Consider the following 15,059-nt stretch of genomic DNA (forward strand, 5'->3'; position numbering starts at 1 on the left):
TCCGCTCCGCCCGCCGCCCGTACATCGCGAATCGGCCGGCGCACCCGTGAGACGGCGTAGGAGAGAAGCGAGACCTGTGAGTGCTGCGACGACGCGAAGCCGTACCCCCGACCGTCAGTGCGCCGAGGCGGTAGACCTCGCGCGCGCGGCCGCCGAAGAGGCGGCGGCGCCGGGGGTGGTGGGCGAGCATGTCTCGCTCGTGTCCGAGGGCGACCGGGTCGTCACCCACTTCTTCGAGTGCCAGGAGGCCGGCTACCGGGGCTGGCGCTGGGCCGTCACCGTCGCTCGCGCATCCCGCGCGAAGGTGATCACCGTCGACGAGACCGTGCTGCTGCCGGGCCCCGACGCGCTGCTGGCGCCGGAGTGGGTGCCGTGGAGCGAGCGGCTGCGTCCGGGCGATATGGGCCCCGGCGATCTGCTGCCCACGGAGGCGGAGGACCTGCGTCTGGAGCCCGGCTACACGGGCGAGGACGCCCCGCCGCCGGACTCCGCGGTGTCGGAGGAGATGGCCGACCGCGTCGACGCGGAGGACGCGGAGATCGTGACGCGCGCGCCGTCGCGGGGCGCGATCGCGTCGCTGGCGGACGAACTGGGGATGCGCAGGGCGCGGGTCCTGTCCCGGTACGGGCTGCATGTCGCGGCGGACCGCTGGGAGGAGTCGTACGGGGCGAAGACCCCGATGGCGCAGGCGGCGCCCGCCTCGTGCGTGACGTGCGGGTTCCTGGTGCCGCTCGCGGGCTCGCTGAAGCAGGCCTTCGGGGTGTGCGCGAACGAGTTCTCGCCCGCGGACGGGAACGTGGTGTCGCTGGCGTACGGCTGCGGAGGACACTCGGAGGCGGCGGTCATGCCGAAGCCGCCCCGGCCGGCGCCGCCGGTGCTCGACTCGATGCGGCCGGACGAGTTCCCGCTCCGGCCCGCGCCGGACAGCGGCTCGGTCCCGGACCATGTGGACGCGGCGTCGTCGGACGACCTCGGACACTCGTAGCAGGCGGCAGGGCCCGCGCCCCTGGGGGTGCGGGCCCGCTTTCGTAGGCCCGCTTGGTCCGCCGGCCTCGGACGTCGGCTTCGTATGCCGGCTTCGTGCGCCCGCTTCGGACGCGGGCTTTCGTACGCCCGCCTCGTACGCCGGTTTCGTACGCCCGCCTCGTACGCCGGTTTCGTACGCCCGCTTCGGACGGACGCGGGCTTTCGTACGCCCGTCTTCCTTCGTGGGACAGGGAGCCAGGGAGCCAGGGAGCCGCGCAGCCGCTCGACGCCCGCCGGGAACGCGCGGTCAGCGAGATCCGGGCCCCTGGTGCCGCCCACGGGGCGCCTGCCGCCGGGTCCCGGGGGGCGAGCGGCCGCACGTCGATGCCGGAAGGCTTTTTTCCGGCCCGGGCGGGGGAGGCGGGGAGCAGCCACCGCCGCCGTACGCGGTACCTTCGGGCCGCACGGTGAGCGACCGCGCGCGGCGCTCGCCGGGGCGGCGGCGGGCGGCGCGGACCGCGGTTCAGCGGTACACCGGTAACAGGGACTTCAGAGCGGAGACAGGCGTGAGCGTCAGGACGACCGAGGGGGCCGACCCGTTCGGGACGGCGCGGCTGCGGCGTGGAGTGCTCGACGCCTGGGGCGCCAGCCCCGCCCGCTTCCGGGAGGACGCCAACGCCGAGGAGGACCTCGCCCTCGGCGGCTACCGCGACCGCGTGATCGTCGAGCTCGCCCAGAACGCCGCCGACGCCGCCGCGCGCGCCGGTGTCCCCGGCCGACTGCGCCTCACCCTCCAGCAGGGCACGCTCGTCGCCGCCAACACCGGCGCCCCGCTCGACGCCGCCGGCGTCGAGTCGCTGTCGACGCTGCGGGCCTCGGCCAAGCGCGATCACGACGAGGGTGCCGTCGGCCGGTTCGGCGTCGGATTCGCCGCGGTGCTCGCCGTGAGCGACGAGCCCGCCGTGGTCGGCCGGCACGGCGGCGTCCGGTGGTCGCTGGCCGAGGCACGCGGACTCGCCGAGCAAGCGGCGCAGGCCGGCCCCGGCCTCGGCGACGAGCTGCGCCGCCGCGACGGCCACGTACCGCTGCTGCGGCTGCCGCTGCCCGCCGAGGGCACCGCACCCGACGGCTACGACACCGTGGTGATCCTGCCGCTGCGCGACGGCACCGCCCAGGACCTGGTCGAGCGGCTGCTCGCCGGCATCGACGACGCCCTGCTGCTGACCCTGCCGGGCATCGGCGAGATCGTCGTGGAGACCCCGGACGGGGTACGGACCCTGCGCCGCTCGCAGCACGGCGACCACGTCCACATCGACGACACCGCCCGTGGCCTGAGCCGCTGGCGCACCGTCACCCACCACGGGCCCGTCGAGCCCGCGCTGCTCGCCGACCGCCCGGTCGAGGAGCGGCTGCGGCCGCACTGGACCGTGACCTGGGCCGTGCCCGTCGACACCGAGGGCCTGCCCGTGTACCCGGCGACCGCGCCCGTCGTCCACGCGCCCACCCCGACGGACGAACCCCTCGGCGTGCCCGCGCTGCTGATCGCGTCGCTGCCGCTGGACACCGCCCGCCGCCACCCCGCGCCCGGCCCGCTCACCGACTTCCTGGTGCGGCGCGCGGCCGACGCGTACGCCGAACTGCTCCGCGACTGGCAGCCGGTCAGCACCGGCACCATCGACCTGGTTCCGGGGCCGCTCGGAAAGGGCGAACTGGACGGCGCGCTGCGCGCGGCGATCCTGGAGCTGCTGCCGCGCATCGCGTTCCTCGCCCCGGCCGCCCCCTCGGAGGACCTGGTGGCGCTGCGGCCCCTGGAGGCCGAGGTCGTCGAGGGCGCCGGCGCCGAGACCGTACGCGTCCTCGCGGACGTGCTGCCGACGCTGCTGCCCGCGGGGCTGGAGCGCCGGGTGGAGCTGCGGACGCTCGGTGTCGCACGGGTTCCGCTGACCGAGGCCATCGACCGGCTCGCCGGCATCGAGCGCGACCCGTCGTGGTGGTGGCGGCTGTACGACAGCCTCGCGGGCGTGGACCCCGAGCGGCTGTCCGGCCTGCCGGTCCCGCTCGCGGGCAGGGGCGCCGAGGCCGCCGAGGCGCCTGCCGCGGAGGACGACGAGGAGCTCCGGCCCCGCCGCGGCGCGGCGCGTACCACCATCGGCCCGCGCCAGGTGCTGCTGCCGACCCCGGAAACCCCGGACGGGCTCGCCCGGTTCGGGCTGAAGGTCGCCCACCCGGACGCCGCCCACCCGCTGCTGGAGAAGCTGGGCGCGCTGCCCGCGACCCCCCGCGCGGTGCTGACGACCCCGCAGGTGCGGGCCGCCGTCGCCGCGTCGATGGAGGACGGCGAGATGCTGTGGGAGGAGGACGCGCCCGACAGCGAGGAGCTGGCGGAGATCGTCCTCGCCCTGGTCCGTGACGCGGGTCTGGAGCCGGGCGACGAGCCGTGGCTGGGCGCGCTCGCGCTGCCCGACGAGGACGGCGAGCCCGCACCCGCCGGCGAACTCGTGCTGCCCGGCAGCCCCTTCGCGGCGGTCATGCGTGAGGGTGAGCTCGCCCTCGTCGACGCCGAACTGGCCGAACGCTGGGGCGAGCAGCCGCTGGCCGCCTGCGGCGTGCTGGCGAACTTCGCCCTCGTCCGCGCCACCGACGTCGTCCTCGACCCCGACGAACTGGATCCCCGCGACGGGGACTTCGCCGAACCCGACGACGCCGGGCTGCTGGACGCGGTCGACGTGTGGTGCGAGGACGTCCTCGACCGGCTGCCGGACACCCCGGTGCCGCCGGTGGCGACGGAGATCGTCGCCGTACGCGATCTGGACCTCGTCGACGACGAGGCGTGGCCGCAGGCACTCGCGCTGCTGGCGCGGCCGCCGCTGCGGGACGCCCTCACCCAGACCGTACGGGTGCTGCTGCCCGACGGCACGACCGACACCGTCCGCCCCTACACGGCGTGGTGGCTGCGCGACCACCCCGTGCTGGGCGGCCGCCGCCCGGCGGGTCTGCGGGCCTCCGGCGGGGATCCGCTGCTGGTCGGCCTGTACGACTCGGCCGACGCGACCGGCTTCGAGGACGAGCAGGTGCTCCACGCGCTCGGCGTACGGACCTCCGTCGCCGCGCTCCTCGACGAGCCCGGCGGCGCGGCCGAGCTGCTGGGCCGGCTCGCCGACCCGGAGCGCCCGGTCACCGCGTCCCAGCTGCACGCCCTCTACACGGCGCTGGCCGACCTGGACCCGGAGCAGGTGACGCTCCCGGACGAACTGCGCGCGGTCGTCGACGGCGAGGTGCGGGTCGTGGACGCCCCGGACGCGCTCGTCGCGGACGCCCCCGACCTGCTCCCGCTGACCGCGGACCGTCCGCTGCTGCCGGTCTCCCCCGACCGGGCGGCGGACCTGGCCGACCTGCTCCAGGTCGGGCGGCTGAGCGAGGCGGTCCAGGCGGAGGTGACGACGGTCGGTGAGGAGCACGACGTGCCCTCCTCGGTGCACGCACTGCTGGGCCCGGCGACCCCGGCCTCGTACGTCGAGCACGAGGAACTCCTCGCCGGAGGCGTCGAACTCGACTGGCGCCGCACCCCCGACGGAGTCATCCACGCCGCCACGGTCGAAGGCGTCGCCGCCGGACTCGCCTGGGCGGCGGGCCAGTGGCCACGGCGCTTCGAGGTCGCGGCGCTGCTGGAGGACCCGTCCCGTACGGAGGAACTGGCGCGGGACCGCTGGTTCGACTGAGGCACGGCCCACGGGGATTGAGCCGGGCCACGCATACGAAGAGGGGCGCCGGTCGCGAAGACCGGCGCCCCTCTCCGCACGGCCTAACGCACGTCGACGAAGAAGACCGGTGAGGCCGCGGCCCCGATCTCGCCGGTGCGCGGCATCAGCCACCGCCAGTTGGCGTCGAACTCGGCCTTGGGGGTGGCCTTGACGATGCCCGACGCGTCGGCGGTCACCTTCGCGGCCACGGTCCAGGCCGAGACGCCCGGCTTGCGGTACTCGAGCTGCACCGGCTGGCCCTTCAGGGCGTTCCAGCGGCCGGTCGACCAGTCGACGAGGCCGGCGATGCCCTGGACGGCGAACAGCTTGCCCTTGGTGGCCTGGGCCGGTGCGGTCATCGTGACGCGGCTCTGGCGCAGGACGAGCGCGGTGCCGGCGTCGCCGCGGTCGGTGAAGCCGATGCCGTCGAGGGAGCGGGCCCCGATCGCGACCTTCCACTCACCGGACAGGTCGTTGCGGCCGAGGCTCCGGCGGGCGTCGATCGTGATCGTCGTCTCGCAGGTGGAGGTGGTCGCGTTCACCGGGCTGCACTGCGGCTTCCACGCGGTGATGACACCGTCCGGCCGGGTGTACGAGCCGCGGTACAGGTACAGGAAGGTGTCCGCGACGCCCGACGGGTCGGAGACGGTGAACCGCGCCGGGTACTCGGCGTAGTCGCCCACCGGGGGAGCGATGACCCGTCCGCCGTTGACCGACACGTCGGTGACGGTGACGGCGCCGACGGTCTCGTCGGCGGTGGGGACGGGGCCGGCGAAGGCTCGCTCCACCGTGCGCCGGACCGTCGAGCCCTCGGTGTCCTTCGCGGTCACCCGGAGGGAGACGAACCGGGCGTCCTGCGGCACGGTGAGTTCGGCCGAGGCCGTGTCGCCGGTGCCGGGCACGGGCAGCGCCGTCCATGTCGCGCCGTCGTCGGCCGAGTACTCCAGGCCGGTGACCGTCGCCGTCGCCGAGACGAGTCGTGAGTCGGCGGTCGCCGTCACGGTGACGGGCGAGGCGCCCGCGGTGTTGCGCGCGTCGAGGCCGTCGACGCGCAGGGCGGCGTCCACCATGGGCACGTCCTCCCAGCGCGACTGGGCCCCCTGGGAGAAGAACGTCCACTCGGTGGTCTGGCGGTGGCTCAGCCGTGCGTAGTTGGCGGTGCGGTGGATCGTCTGCACCAGCCGGTAGCCCGTCCGCTGGTTGGGAGCGGTGGTGGTCGCCTGCCAGACCTTCGGGTAGCCCAGGCCCTTCACCTCGGCGAGGAGGGTGCCGTTCGCGCTCAGCACCATGTCCTGGGTGGCCGAGTTGTGGTCCGAGCCCTGGTTGCCCGCCCCGTCGCTGAAGGCGCGGGGATCGTAGAACTGGAACCTGGAGCCCAGGCGGCGGACCGAGGCCAGCTCGTCCCCCCTGCTCGCGAACGGCGCGAGGCCGAGCGTCTCCCCGGCGTGAGTTCCCTTCGCCAGGGTGCGGGGCGCGGGGAACATCATGTGCGAGCCGGTCTGCACCAGCCGCGAGAACGGGCGGTCCGGGGTCACGTATTCGGTGACGGTGGCCGGCACCCGGATCGGGGAGCCCACGTAGACGCCGTCTTCGGGCTGGCCCGTGTCCGGGGCGGTGGAGAGGTAGCCGAGGGCGTCCCTGCCCTGCGAGCGCACCGTGGTGACCGTCTTCGCCAGGTCGGCCGTGCGCACGACGCGCGTGGGGTTCGCCGGCACGGTGCCGTCGAAGCTGTGGAAGAGGTCGTACCGGTACGGGCTCGGGTTGTTGTCCGAAGTGCCGTCCTTCGTCAGCACGTCGTGCACCCGCAGGGAGACGCCGGGCAGCGAGATCGGCGTCACGTACACCTTCTCGCCCCAGCCGCCCATGAAGCCGGCGATGCCCCCGTTCGGGACCCGGATCCACACGGCGGAGTTCGACCGCCGGGCGGTGGGGTCGTCGGTGGTGATGCCCGTCTCCTTGGCGGTGCTCGCGTCGAGCGACACCGTCAGGCCGCGGTCCTTCACGGTGAAGGTCTTGGTGAGCAGGTGGGTCGGCTGCCGCCAGTTGCTGAACATGCCGATCGTGACGTAGTCGCCCGGCGGCAGCGACACCGTTCCGAAGGAGTCCCACTGCTCCTCGGCGACGTCGTGGTACGTCCACGTCTTACGGTCCCAGACGTGGATGATGGGCCCGAAGTGGTCGGTTCCCGCGAGCTGGATGCGCACGGAGTACGCGGCGGCGGCCGCCCGTGCGGATCGTGCCGGGGCGGCCTTCGGCGCCGCTCCCGTGGTGACGGTGGTGGCCCGTACCGGCTTCTTCAGGCCGACGGGCCGCACCTGTAGCCCGCCGTCCACCCTGCTGAACGCGTACCGTCCGGACTGCTCGCCGGCCCGCTGCGGTACGACGCGGAAGCCGGGTGTTCCGGCGTCCTTGCCCTCGACCAGTTCGACACGCTCGCCGGTCGCGAGCGTCGCCCCCTGAGTGCCCTGAGTGCCCTGAGTGCCCTGTGCCGTCGGCGCTTCGGCCGCCGGCGTGGTCGCCGCACCGTCCGCTGCCAGGCTCTCGCCCGGTGCCAGGAGGACGGCGGCAGCCATGAGCGCTGCCGCCAGCATCCCCCCTGTGGCTCTTCGCCCTGTCCAGTTGTGCCGCATGCTGTGTGGAACTCCCCTCCCCACCCCCGGCGCCGGCCGCGCCGCGGGTCACAGCGATCGCTGTTTCGGTGAAGAGTAAACCTTCACCCGTTCCCCACGAACAGGGGATTCATGCGGGGAACTTGCGGTCCACCCACCGCCACGCGAACTCCAGCACCACCGCCGCCACCGCGGCGATCGCGACCGCCGCCCACGGCATCGTCGTACCCACCAGCTTCAGCGCGAAGAAGTCCTGCAGCCACGGCACGACCAGCACCACGAGGAAGGCCAGACCCATCGCCGCGACCAGCCCGACCCGCCACCACGTGTAGGGCCGGGCGACGATCGCGAGGACCCACATGGCGACGAGGAAGAGGGTCAGCGTCGCCGCGCTGGTCTCGGCGGCCAGGGCGCCGGGGCCGCTGTAGTGGGAGCGGGCCAGCATGTACGTCAGGAAGGTGGCCGCCGACGCGACGATCCCGCCGGGGATCGCGTACCGCATGACACGGCGTACGAAGTGGGGCTTGGCGCGCTCCTTGTTGGGGGCGAGCGCCAGGAAGAAGGCCGGGATACCGATGGTCAGAGTCGACAGCAGGGTCAGATGACGCGGCAGGAACGGGTACTCGACCTGCGCGCAGACGACCAGGACCGCCAGCAGCACCGAGTAGACCGTCTTCGTCAGGAACAGCGTCGCGACGCGCGTGATGTTGCCGATGACCCGGCGGCCTTCGCCCACCACCGACGGCAGGGTGGCGAAGCTGTTGTTGAGCAGCACGATCTGGGCGACGGCCTTGGTGGCCTCGGAGCCCGAGCCCATGGAGACACCGATGTCGGCGTCCTTGAGGGCGAGCACGTCGTTGACGCCGTCGCCCGTCATCGCGACCGTGTGGCCACGTGACTGGAGCGCGCCGACCATGTCCCGCTTCTGCTGCGGGCTGACCCTGCCGAACACCGCGTTGGCGTCCAGCTCCGCGGCCATCGCCTCCCGCTCCGTGGGGAGCTTGCGGGCGTCCACGGTGTCCGCCGCGCCGGGCAGGCCCAGTTTCCCGGCCACCGCGCTCACCGACACCGCGTTGTCGCCCGAGATGACCTTCGCCGCGACGTCCTGCTCCTCGAAGTAGCGCAGGGTGTCCGAGGCGTCCGGGCGCAGCCGCTGCTCCAGGACGACCAGAGCGGCGGGGCGGGCACCCGCGGCCACGTCGGGGGCGTCGAGCTCGGTCGCGGCCCGGGCGAGCAGCAGCACCCGCAGCCCCTGCTCGTTGAGGCGGTCGACCTCGCCGAGGGCGGTGTCACCGGGCGACAGCAGGACGTCCGGCGCGCCGAGCAGCCAGGTCGAGCTCTGCCCGTCGCCCTCGCTGAAGGCGGCGCCGCTGTACTTGCGGGCCGACGAGAACGGCAGCGACTCGGTGCAGCGCCACTCCTCGCTGTCCGGGTAGGCCTCGATGATCGCCTGCAGTGAGGCGTTCGGCCGGGGGTCGGACTCGCCGAGCGCGCCGAGCACCTTGCGTACGTACGACTCGTCGCTGCCGTTGACCATGCGCAGCTCGGTGACGTCCATGCCGCCCTCGGTGAGCGTGCCGGTCTTGTCGAGACAGACGACGTCGACGCGGGCGAGGCCCTCGATCGCCGGCAGCTCCTGGACGAGGCACTGCTGGCGGCCGAGCCGGATGACACCGATCGCGAAGGCGACGGAGGTGAGCAGGACGAGGCCCTCGGGGATCATCGGCACGATGCCGCCGACGGTGCGGGCGACCGAGTCCTTGAAATTGTCGCCCTTCACCACCAGCTGGCTGATGATCAGGCCGAGAGCGGTCGGGATCATCATCCACGTCACGTACTTGAGGATCGTGGAGATGCCGGAGCGCAGCTCGGAGTGGACGAGCGTGAAACGGGAGGCCTCCTCGGCGAGCTGCGCCGCGTACGCCTCCCGGCCGACCTTGGTGGCCGTGAACGCACCGCCGCCCGCGACGACGAAGCTGCCGGACATCATCCTGTCGCCGCGCTTCTTCACCACCGGGTCGGCCTCACCGGTCAGCAGCGACTCGTCGACCTCCAGGCTGTCCGCCTCGGCGACCTCGCCGTCGACGACGACCTTGTCGCCCGGCCCGAGCTCGATGAGATCACCCAGCACGATCTCGGACGTCGAGACCTCACCGGAGGCCCCGTCGCGCCGGACGGTGGGTTTCGCCTCGCCGATGACGGCGAGTCCGTCGAGCGTCTTCTTGGCGCGGAGTTCCTGGATGATGCCGATGCCGGTGTTCGCGAGGATCACGAAGCCGAACAGGGTGTCCTGGAACGGCGCGACGAAGAACATGATCACCCACAGCACGCCGATGATCGCGTTGAAGCGGGTGAAGACGTTGCCCCGGACGATGTCGACGGTCGACCGGCTGCTGCGCAGGGGTACGTCGTTGACCTCGCCCCGCGCGATCCGCTCGGCGACCTCAGCGGCGCTGAGCCCTGCGGGCCGGTGCCGTACGGGCGGCGCCACGGGATGTACGGGATCGAGCTCCGCGCCCGCGTCGATGGTCGCCCCGCCGCGGTGCTCGGGTCCGTCGCTGCCCATCTCCGACCGCTGAGTCATGACTTCGACGGTACGGCGGACGCGGGTCGTCCACCCCCCGAGCCGGGTGAACTTCGGGGACACCTCCGGGTCGGAACCTTCTCGGGCGGCCGCCCGGCTGCCCGGCTGCTCCGGCTACTCCGCGCCGGGTTCCGCCTGCGCGCGCTTGATCGCCGCGTCCCGCCGACGGACGTACCAGATGCCCAGCAGACCCAGACCCGCACCGGCCAGGCACGTCCACACCCACCAGCCCAGCCCGCGCTCGGTGAACCAGGCGTAGAAGGGGATCTGGACCAGGAAGAGGACGAACCAGAGGATCGTGCCGCCGACGATCGTGCCGACGACCGGCCCCTCCAGGGGCTCGGGTGCCTCGTGCTTGGGGGTCCACTTCGCCATGCGGTCAGTGTAGGCGGGGGCCCACACGCCTCCCGCGCCCCCTCCGTCACAGGCGTCTACGCGCGGAGATACCGATCTTCCGCTCATACGTTCATACTGAAGCGGTTTGCGTCCGTCCGGTTTCCGTCGTATGAACGTCCAAGAAGCCGGGGACAAATCACCCCGAACCACTCCGACGAGGTCTCGCATGCCCCCCACGGCCGCCGCTCCTGCGGACGCCCAGAAGCCGCAGCAGCCGGACTCCGGTCCCCGCGCCCTCGAACGGCTCGACCACTACTTCAAGATCTCCCGGCGCGGCTCCACGCTCGCCCGGGAGATCCGCGGCGGCTTCGCCACCTTCTTCGCGATGGCGTACATCATCGTGCTGAACCCGATCATCCTCGGCAGCGCGAAGGACATGTACGGGCACCAGCTCGACGGCGGCCAGCTGGTCACCGCGACCGTGCTCACCGCCGCCTTCTCGACCCTGCTCATGGGTGTCATCGGCAACGTCCCGATCGCCCTGGCGGCCGGACTCGGCGTGAACACCGTCGTCGCCCTCCAGCTCGCCCCGCGGATGAGCTGGCCGGACGCGATGGGCATGGTGGTCCTCGCCGGCTTCGTCGTGATGCTGCTCGTCGCGACGGGCCTGCGCGAACGCGTCATGAACGCCGTACCGCTCGGCCTGCGCAAGGGCATCGCCATCGGTATCGGCCTCTTCATCATGCTGATCGGCCTCGTCGACTCCGGCTTCGTCTCCCGCATCCCGGACGCCGCCCACACCACCGTCCCGCTCCAGCTCGGCCTCACCGGCCATCTCTCCGGCTGGCCGGTCCTGGTCTTCGTCCTCGGCACGCTGCTCACCCTCGCGCTGATCGTCCGCAAGGTGCCCGGCGCGATCCTGATCTCGATCGTCGTGATGACGGTCGTGGCCGTCGTCATCCAGCTGGTCGCGAACCTTCCCGGCCAGGCATGGGGCCTGACCGTCCCGCAGTGGCCGGGCAACCCGCTGGCGACGCCCGACTTCGGTCTGGTGGGCCAGGTGAGTCTCTTCGGCGGCTTCGAGAAGGTCGGTGTGCTCGCCGGCGCGCTGTTCGTCTTCACCGTGCTGCTGTCCTGCTTCTTCGACGCGATGGGCACGATCCTCGGTGTCGGCGACGAGGCGAAGCTGATGGACGACAAGGGCAACTTCCCCGGCATCAACAAGGTGCTGATCGTCGACGGTGTCGCCGTCGCCGCCGGTGGTGCCGCCTCGGCCTCCGCCAACACCTGCTTCGTGGAGTCCACGGCGGGCGTCGGCGAGGGGGCCCGTACCGGCCTCGCCTCCGTCGTCACGGGCGGGCTCTTCGCGGTGGCGCTGTTCCTGACGCCGCTCGCCACGATGGTGCCGTCCCAGGCCGCGACGCCCGCACTGCTGGCGGTCGGCTTCCTGATCCTGGCCGGGTCGGTCAGGGACATCGACTGGAGCGACTTCACGATCGCCGTTCCTGCGTTCCTGGCGATGGTGATGATGCCGTTCACGTACTCGATCACGAACGGCATCGGTATCGCCTTCATCGCCTTCAGCGCTCTGCGCCTGGCGGCGGGGCGCGGCCGCGAGGTGCCCGTGGCGATGTACGTCGTGTCGGCGGTCTTCGTCTTCTACTACCTGATGCCGGCGCTCGGCCTCACGTGATGCCGTCGCTCGGCCTCACCTGAGGCGGCGGGCCACCGGGCTCACGTCAGCCCGTAGAACTTCTCCGTCTCGTCGACGGCCGCCTTGAAGCGCTCGTCGAAGTCGTCGCGAATGAGCGTCCGGACCACATAGTCCTGGACGCTCATTCCGCGTTTGGCGGCATGCTGCCGGAGCCGGTCGAGCAGCTCGCCGTCTATGCGCAGGCTGAGCACTGTCGATGCGCCTGATGCTGTCGATGCCATGTCGGCCAGGGTCGCTGGCCGGAACCGATCGGTGCGTCACTTTCCCGGCCCGTCTCACTCATATGGGTGAGCCGTCCGTGTCGGCCGTAACCCGGTGGTAATTAGACTGAGTAATGAGTTACCCTAAAGACATGCCTGACCTGTCCCACGGCGACGACGTCGCCGCCGTGAACGCACTGCGCTCGGCCGTCATGCGGCTGGGCCGACGCCTGAAGCACCAGCGCGTCGACGAATCGCTGAGCCCCACCGAGATGTCGGTGCTCGGCACCCTCGCCCGATGCGGCTCCGCCACCCCCGGTGAGCTGGCCCGCAAGGAGCACGTCCAGCCGCCGTCGATGACCCGCATCGTGGCCCTGCTGGAGGCCAAGGGTCTGGTCCGGCTGGAGCCGCATCCCGACGACCGCCGGCAGAAGGTGGTCAGCCAGACCGAGCAGGCTGAGGTCATGCTCGAAGAGAGCCGCCGCAAGCGGAACGCATGGCTGGCGTCCCTCGCCGAGGGTCTGGACGAGGACGACTGGGCCAAGCTGCGCGCAGCCGCCCCCGTGCTGGAGAAGCTCGCGCACCTGTAACCGACCGGCCGAGGAGGCGACCCTTTTGAGTTCGGGACCCGGAGCAGACTCCGCACCCGCACCTGACGACGACAACGGCAACAAGCACGACAACGGCAACAACCCCGACCACGACAGGACGAGCGGCGCGGCCTCCGGGAGCAAGGCGACGTTCTCCTCGCTCAAGGTCCGCAACTACCGTCTGTTCTTCACCGGAGCGATCGTCTCCAACACGGGCACCTGGATGGCCCGGATCACCCAGGACTGGCTCGTCCTGTCCCTCACGGGCTCCTCCGCGGCCGTCGGCATCACCACCGCCCTGCAGTTCCTGCCCATGCTGCTGTTCGGTCTGTACGGCGGAGTCATCGCCGACCGCTACCCCAAGCGGCGCCTGCTGCTTTTCAGCCAGGCCGCCCTCGGCATGTGCGGGCTCGCGCTCGCCGTCCTCACGCTCTCCGGCCAGATCCAGGTCTGGCACGTCTACCTGATCGCGTTCCTGCTCGGCATGGTCACGGTCGTCGACAACCCGACCCGGCAGGCCTTCGTCTCCGAGATGGTCGGCCCCCGGCACCTGCGCAACGCCGTCAGCCTGAACTCCGCGAACTTCCAGTCAGCACGACTGATCGGCCCCGCCGTCGCCGGTGTGCTGATCACGGCCGTCGGCAGCGGCTGGGCGTTCCTGCTGAACGGACTGTCCTTCCTCGCGCCCATCGCCGGACTGCTGCTGATGCGCACGAGCGAGCTGCACAGGACCGAGCGCGCGCCGCGCGGCAAGGGCCAGCTCCGGGAAGGGCTCACGTACGTCGCCGGGCGGCCCGAGCTGATCTGGCCGATCGTGCTCGTCGGCTTCATCGGTACGTTCGCGTTCAACTTCCCGATCTGGCTGACCGCCTTCGCCGACAAGGTCTTCCACGCGGGCGCCGGTACGTACGGCATGTTCAACACGCTGATGGCGGTCGGCTCGCTCGCGGGCGCCCTGCTGTCCGCCCGCCGTGGCTCGTCCCGGCTGCGGATGCTGGTCGGTGCGGCGGCGCTGTTCGGCGCGCTGGAGATCACGGCCGCGCTCTCGCCGTCCTTCTGGCTCTTCGCGGCGCTGCTCGTCCCGATCGGCATGATGGGCCTGACGGTGAACGTCACGGCGAACTCGTCCGTCCAGATGGCCACGGATCCGGCGATGCGCGGCCGGGTGATGAGCCTCTACATGATGGTCTTCGTCGGCGGTACGCCGCTGGGCGCACCGATCGTCGGCTGGCTCACGGACACGTACGGGGCTCGTGTCGGCTTCGCGGCGGGAGGTGCCGTCGCGATCGTCGCCGCGGCGGCGATCGGACTGATCCTGGTGCGGGTCGGCGGCCTCCGCGTGAAGGTGGACCTGCGCCCCGGCCGCCCGCACCTGCGGGTCGTCCCCCGTGAGCGCCTGACAGCCGCCGCCTGACACCTGCGGCCTACACCTGCGGCCTGACACCTGCGGCCTGACACCTGGGGCCTGACATTCGCCGCCTGGCACCCGCCCCGGTGCCGGCCGGAACCGGTCCGGTGTTCGCCGTGCCGGAGCCCGGTGGCGGCGAACGCTGCGAGACTCGGGGCATGAGACTCTTCGCCGCCGTGATGCCGCCCGAGGAGGCCCTGCGCGAGCTGGGGCACGCCGTGGACCGGCTGCACCGGATGCCGGACGCGGACGGGTTGCGCTGGACCGGGCGGCCCGGGTGGCACTTCACCCTCGCCTTCATGGGCGAGGTCGACGAGAAGCTGCTGCCCGACCTGCACGAACGGCTCGGCCGGGCCGCGCACCGCAGCGAGGAGTTCCCGCTGCGACTCCACGGCGGCGGGCACTTCGGCCGGCGGACGCTCTGGGTGGGCGCCGCCGGAGGGCTCGACGCCATGCGCCTGCTGGCCGAGCGGGCGGAGGCGGCGGCCCGGCGTGCCGGGGTCTCCATGGACGAGCACCGCAGCTATCACGCCCATCTGACCGTCGCCCGCACCCGCGCCGACACGGATCTGCGTCCCTACGTCGACGCCCTGCACTCCTTCGAGGGCGCCCCGTGGACCGTGTCCCGGCTGCTCCTGGTCCGCAGCAACCTCCCCGGCGGCGGCGCGGCCGGTGCGCAGCCGCGCTACGAGGAGGTCGGGAGCTGGCCGCTCGGGCGGGCGGCGACCGACTGAGCGGAGGAGGGGGCGACCCGCGGGCGGGAGAGCCGGAGCCGGCGGTTACGCTCGACGGGTGGACCCGAAGACCCGAAACCGCATCATGGCCGGTGTGCTCGTGCTGATGTTCGCCATCGTCGCGGTGGCGTCGGCGCTCGGAGGCTGAGCGCCCCGGGCGGCCGTGCCCGGGGCGCCG

General features: G+C 72.5%; 10 protein-coding genes. 6 read left to right on the top strand and 4 right to left on the bottom strand.

Annotated elements, in window-relative coordinates:
* Positions 1-76 precede the first annotated feature (76 nt).
* Together ACIQMR_RS23975 and ACIQMR_RS23980 are read left to right on the top strand one after the other, a co-directional pair.
* A complete protein-coding gene (locus ACIQMR_RS23975) occupies positions 77-985 on the top strand; it encodes a DUF3027 domain-containing protein (protein ID WP_401390719.1) in 909 nt (302 codons plus the stop codon).
* A 547-nt stretch (positions 986-1,532) separates the two neighbouring features.
* Positions 1,533-4,685, top strand: a complete 3,153-nt coding sequence (locus ACIQMR_RS23980; protein ID WP_401390722.1) for a sacsin N-terminal ATP-binding-like domain-containing protein — start codon at positions 1,533-1,535, stop codon at positions 4,683-4,685.
* An 83-nt stretch (positions 4,686-4,768) separates the two neighbouring features.
* Here the strand turns inward: ACIQMR_RS23980 and ACIQMR_RS23985 are convergent, their stop codons facing one another.
* The 3 genes from ACIQMR_RS23985 to ACIQMR_RS23995 form a co-directional block, all read right to left on the bottom strand.
* A complete protein-coding gene (locus ACIQMR_RS23985; protein ID WP_401390725.1) occupies positions 4,769-7,279 on the bottom strand; it encodes a hypothetical protein in 2,511 nt (836 codons plus the stop codon).
* A gap of 166 nt (positions 7,280-7,445) precedes the next feature.
* Positions 7,446-9,899, bottom strand: coding sequence for an HAD-IC family P-type ATPase (locus ACIQMR_RS23990; protein ID WP_401390728.1), 2,454 nt, complete (start codon positions 9,897-9,899; stop codon positions 7,446-7,448).
* Between the two features lie 114 nt (positions 9,900-10,013).
* Positions 10,014-10,274, bottom strand: coding sequence for a DUF2530 domain-containing protein (locus ACIQMR_RS23995; RefSeq protein WP_401390731.1), 261 nt, complete (start codon positions 10,272-10,274; stop codon positions 10,014-10,016).
* A 187-nt stretch (positions 10,275-10,461) separates the two neighbouring features.
* On the opposite strand from ACIQMR_RS23995, the gene ACIQMR_RS24000 reads away from it, so the two are divergent.
* Entirely contained in the window at positions 10,462-11,928 is a 1,467-nt protein-coding gene (locus ACIQMR_RS24000; RefSeq protein ID WP_401390734.1) for an NCS2 family permease, read from the top strand.
* Positions 11,929-11,969: 41 nt separating this feature from the next.
* Here the strand turns inward: ACIQMR_RS24000 and ACIQMR_RS24005 are convergent, their stop codons facing one another.
* Complete coding sequence (locus ACIQMR_RS24005) at positions 11,970-12,170, bottom strand: ribbon-helix-helix protein, CopG family (RefSeq protein ID WP_266379364.1); 201 nt, start codon at positions 12,168-12,170, stop codon at positions 11,970-11,972.
* 131 nt (positions 12,171-12,301) lie between these two features.
* Between ACIQMR_RS24005 and ACIQMR_RS24010 the strand changes: the two genes are divergently transcribed.
* The 3 genes from ACIQMR_RS24010 to thpR all read left to right on the top strand — a co-directional run bounded on the left by ACIQMR_RS24010 (position 12,302) and on the right by thpR (position 14,881).
* Complete coding sequence (locus ACIQMR_RS24010) at positions 12,302-12,739, top strand: MarR family winged helix-turn-helix transcriptional regulator (RefSeq protein WP_266379362.1); 438 nt, start codon at positions 12,302-12,304, stop codon at positions 12,737-12,739.
* 25 nt (positions 12,740-12,764) lie between these two features.
* Positions 12,765-14,153 carry an MFS transporter gene (locus ACIQMR_RS24015; protein WP_401390739.1) on the top strand — a complete coding sequence of 463 codons (1,389 nt, stop codon included), beginning with the start codon at positions 12,765-12,767 and terminating at the stop codon, positions 14,151-14,153.
* A gap of 152 nt (positions 14,154-14,305) precedes the next feature.
* Positions 14,306-14,881, top strand: coding sequence for an RNA 2',3'-cyclic phosphodiesterase (thpR, locus tag ACIQMR_RS24020; protein WP_401390742.1), 576 nt, complete (start codon positions 14,306-14,308; stop codon positions 14,879-14,881).
* Positions 14,882-15,059: the final 178 nt, after the last annotated feature.

The sequence above is a fragment of the Streptomyces sp. NPDC091376 genome, from assembly GCF_044757085.1.
Taxonomy (GTDB): Bacteria; Actinomycetota; Actinomycetes; order Streptomycetales; family Streptomycetaceae; genus Streptomyces; species Streptomyces pratisoli.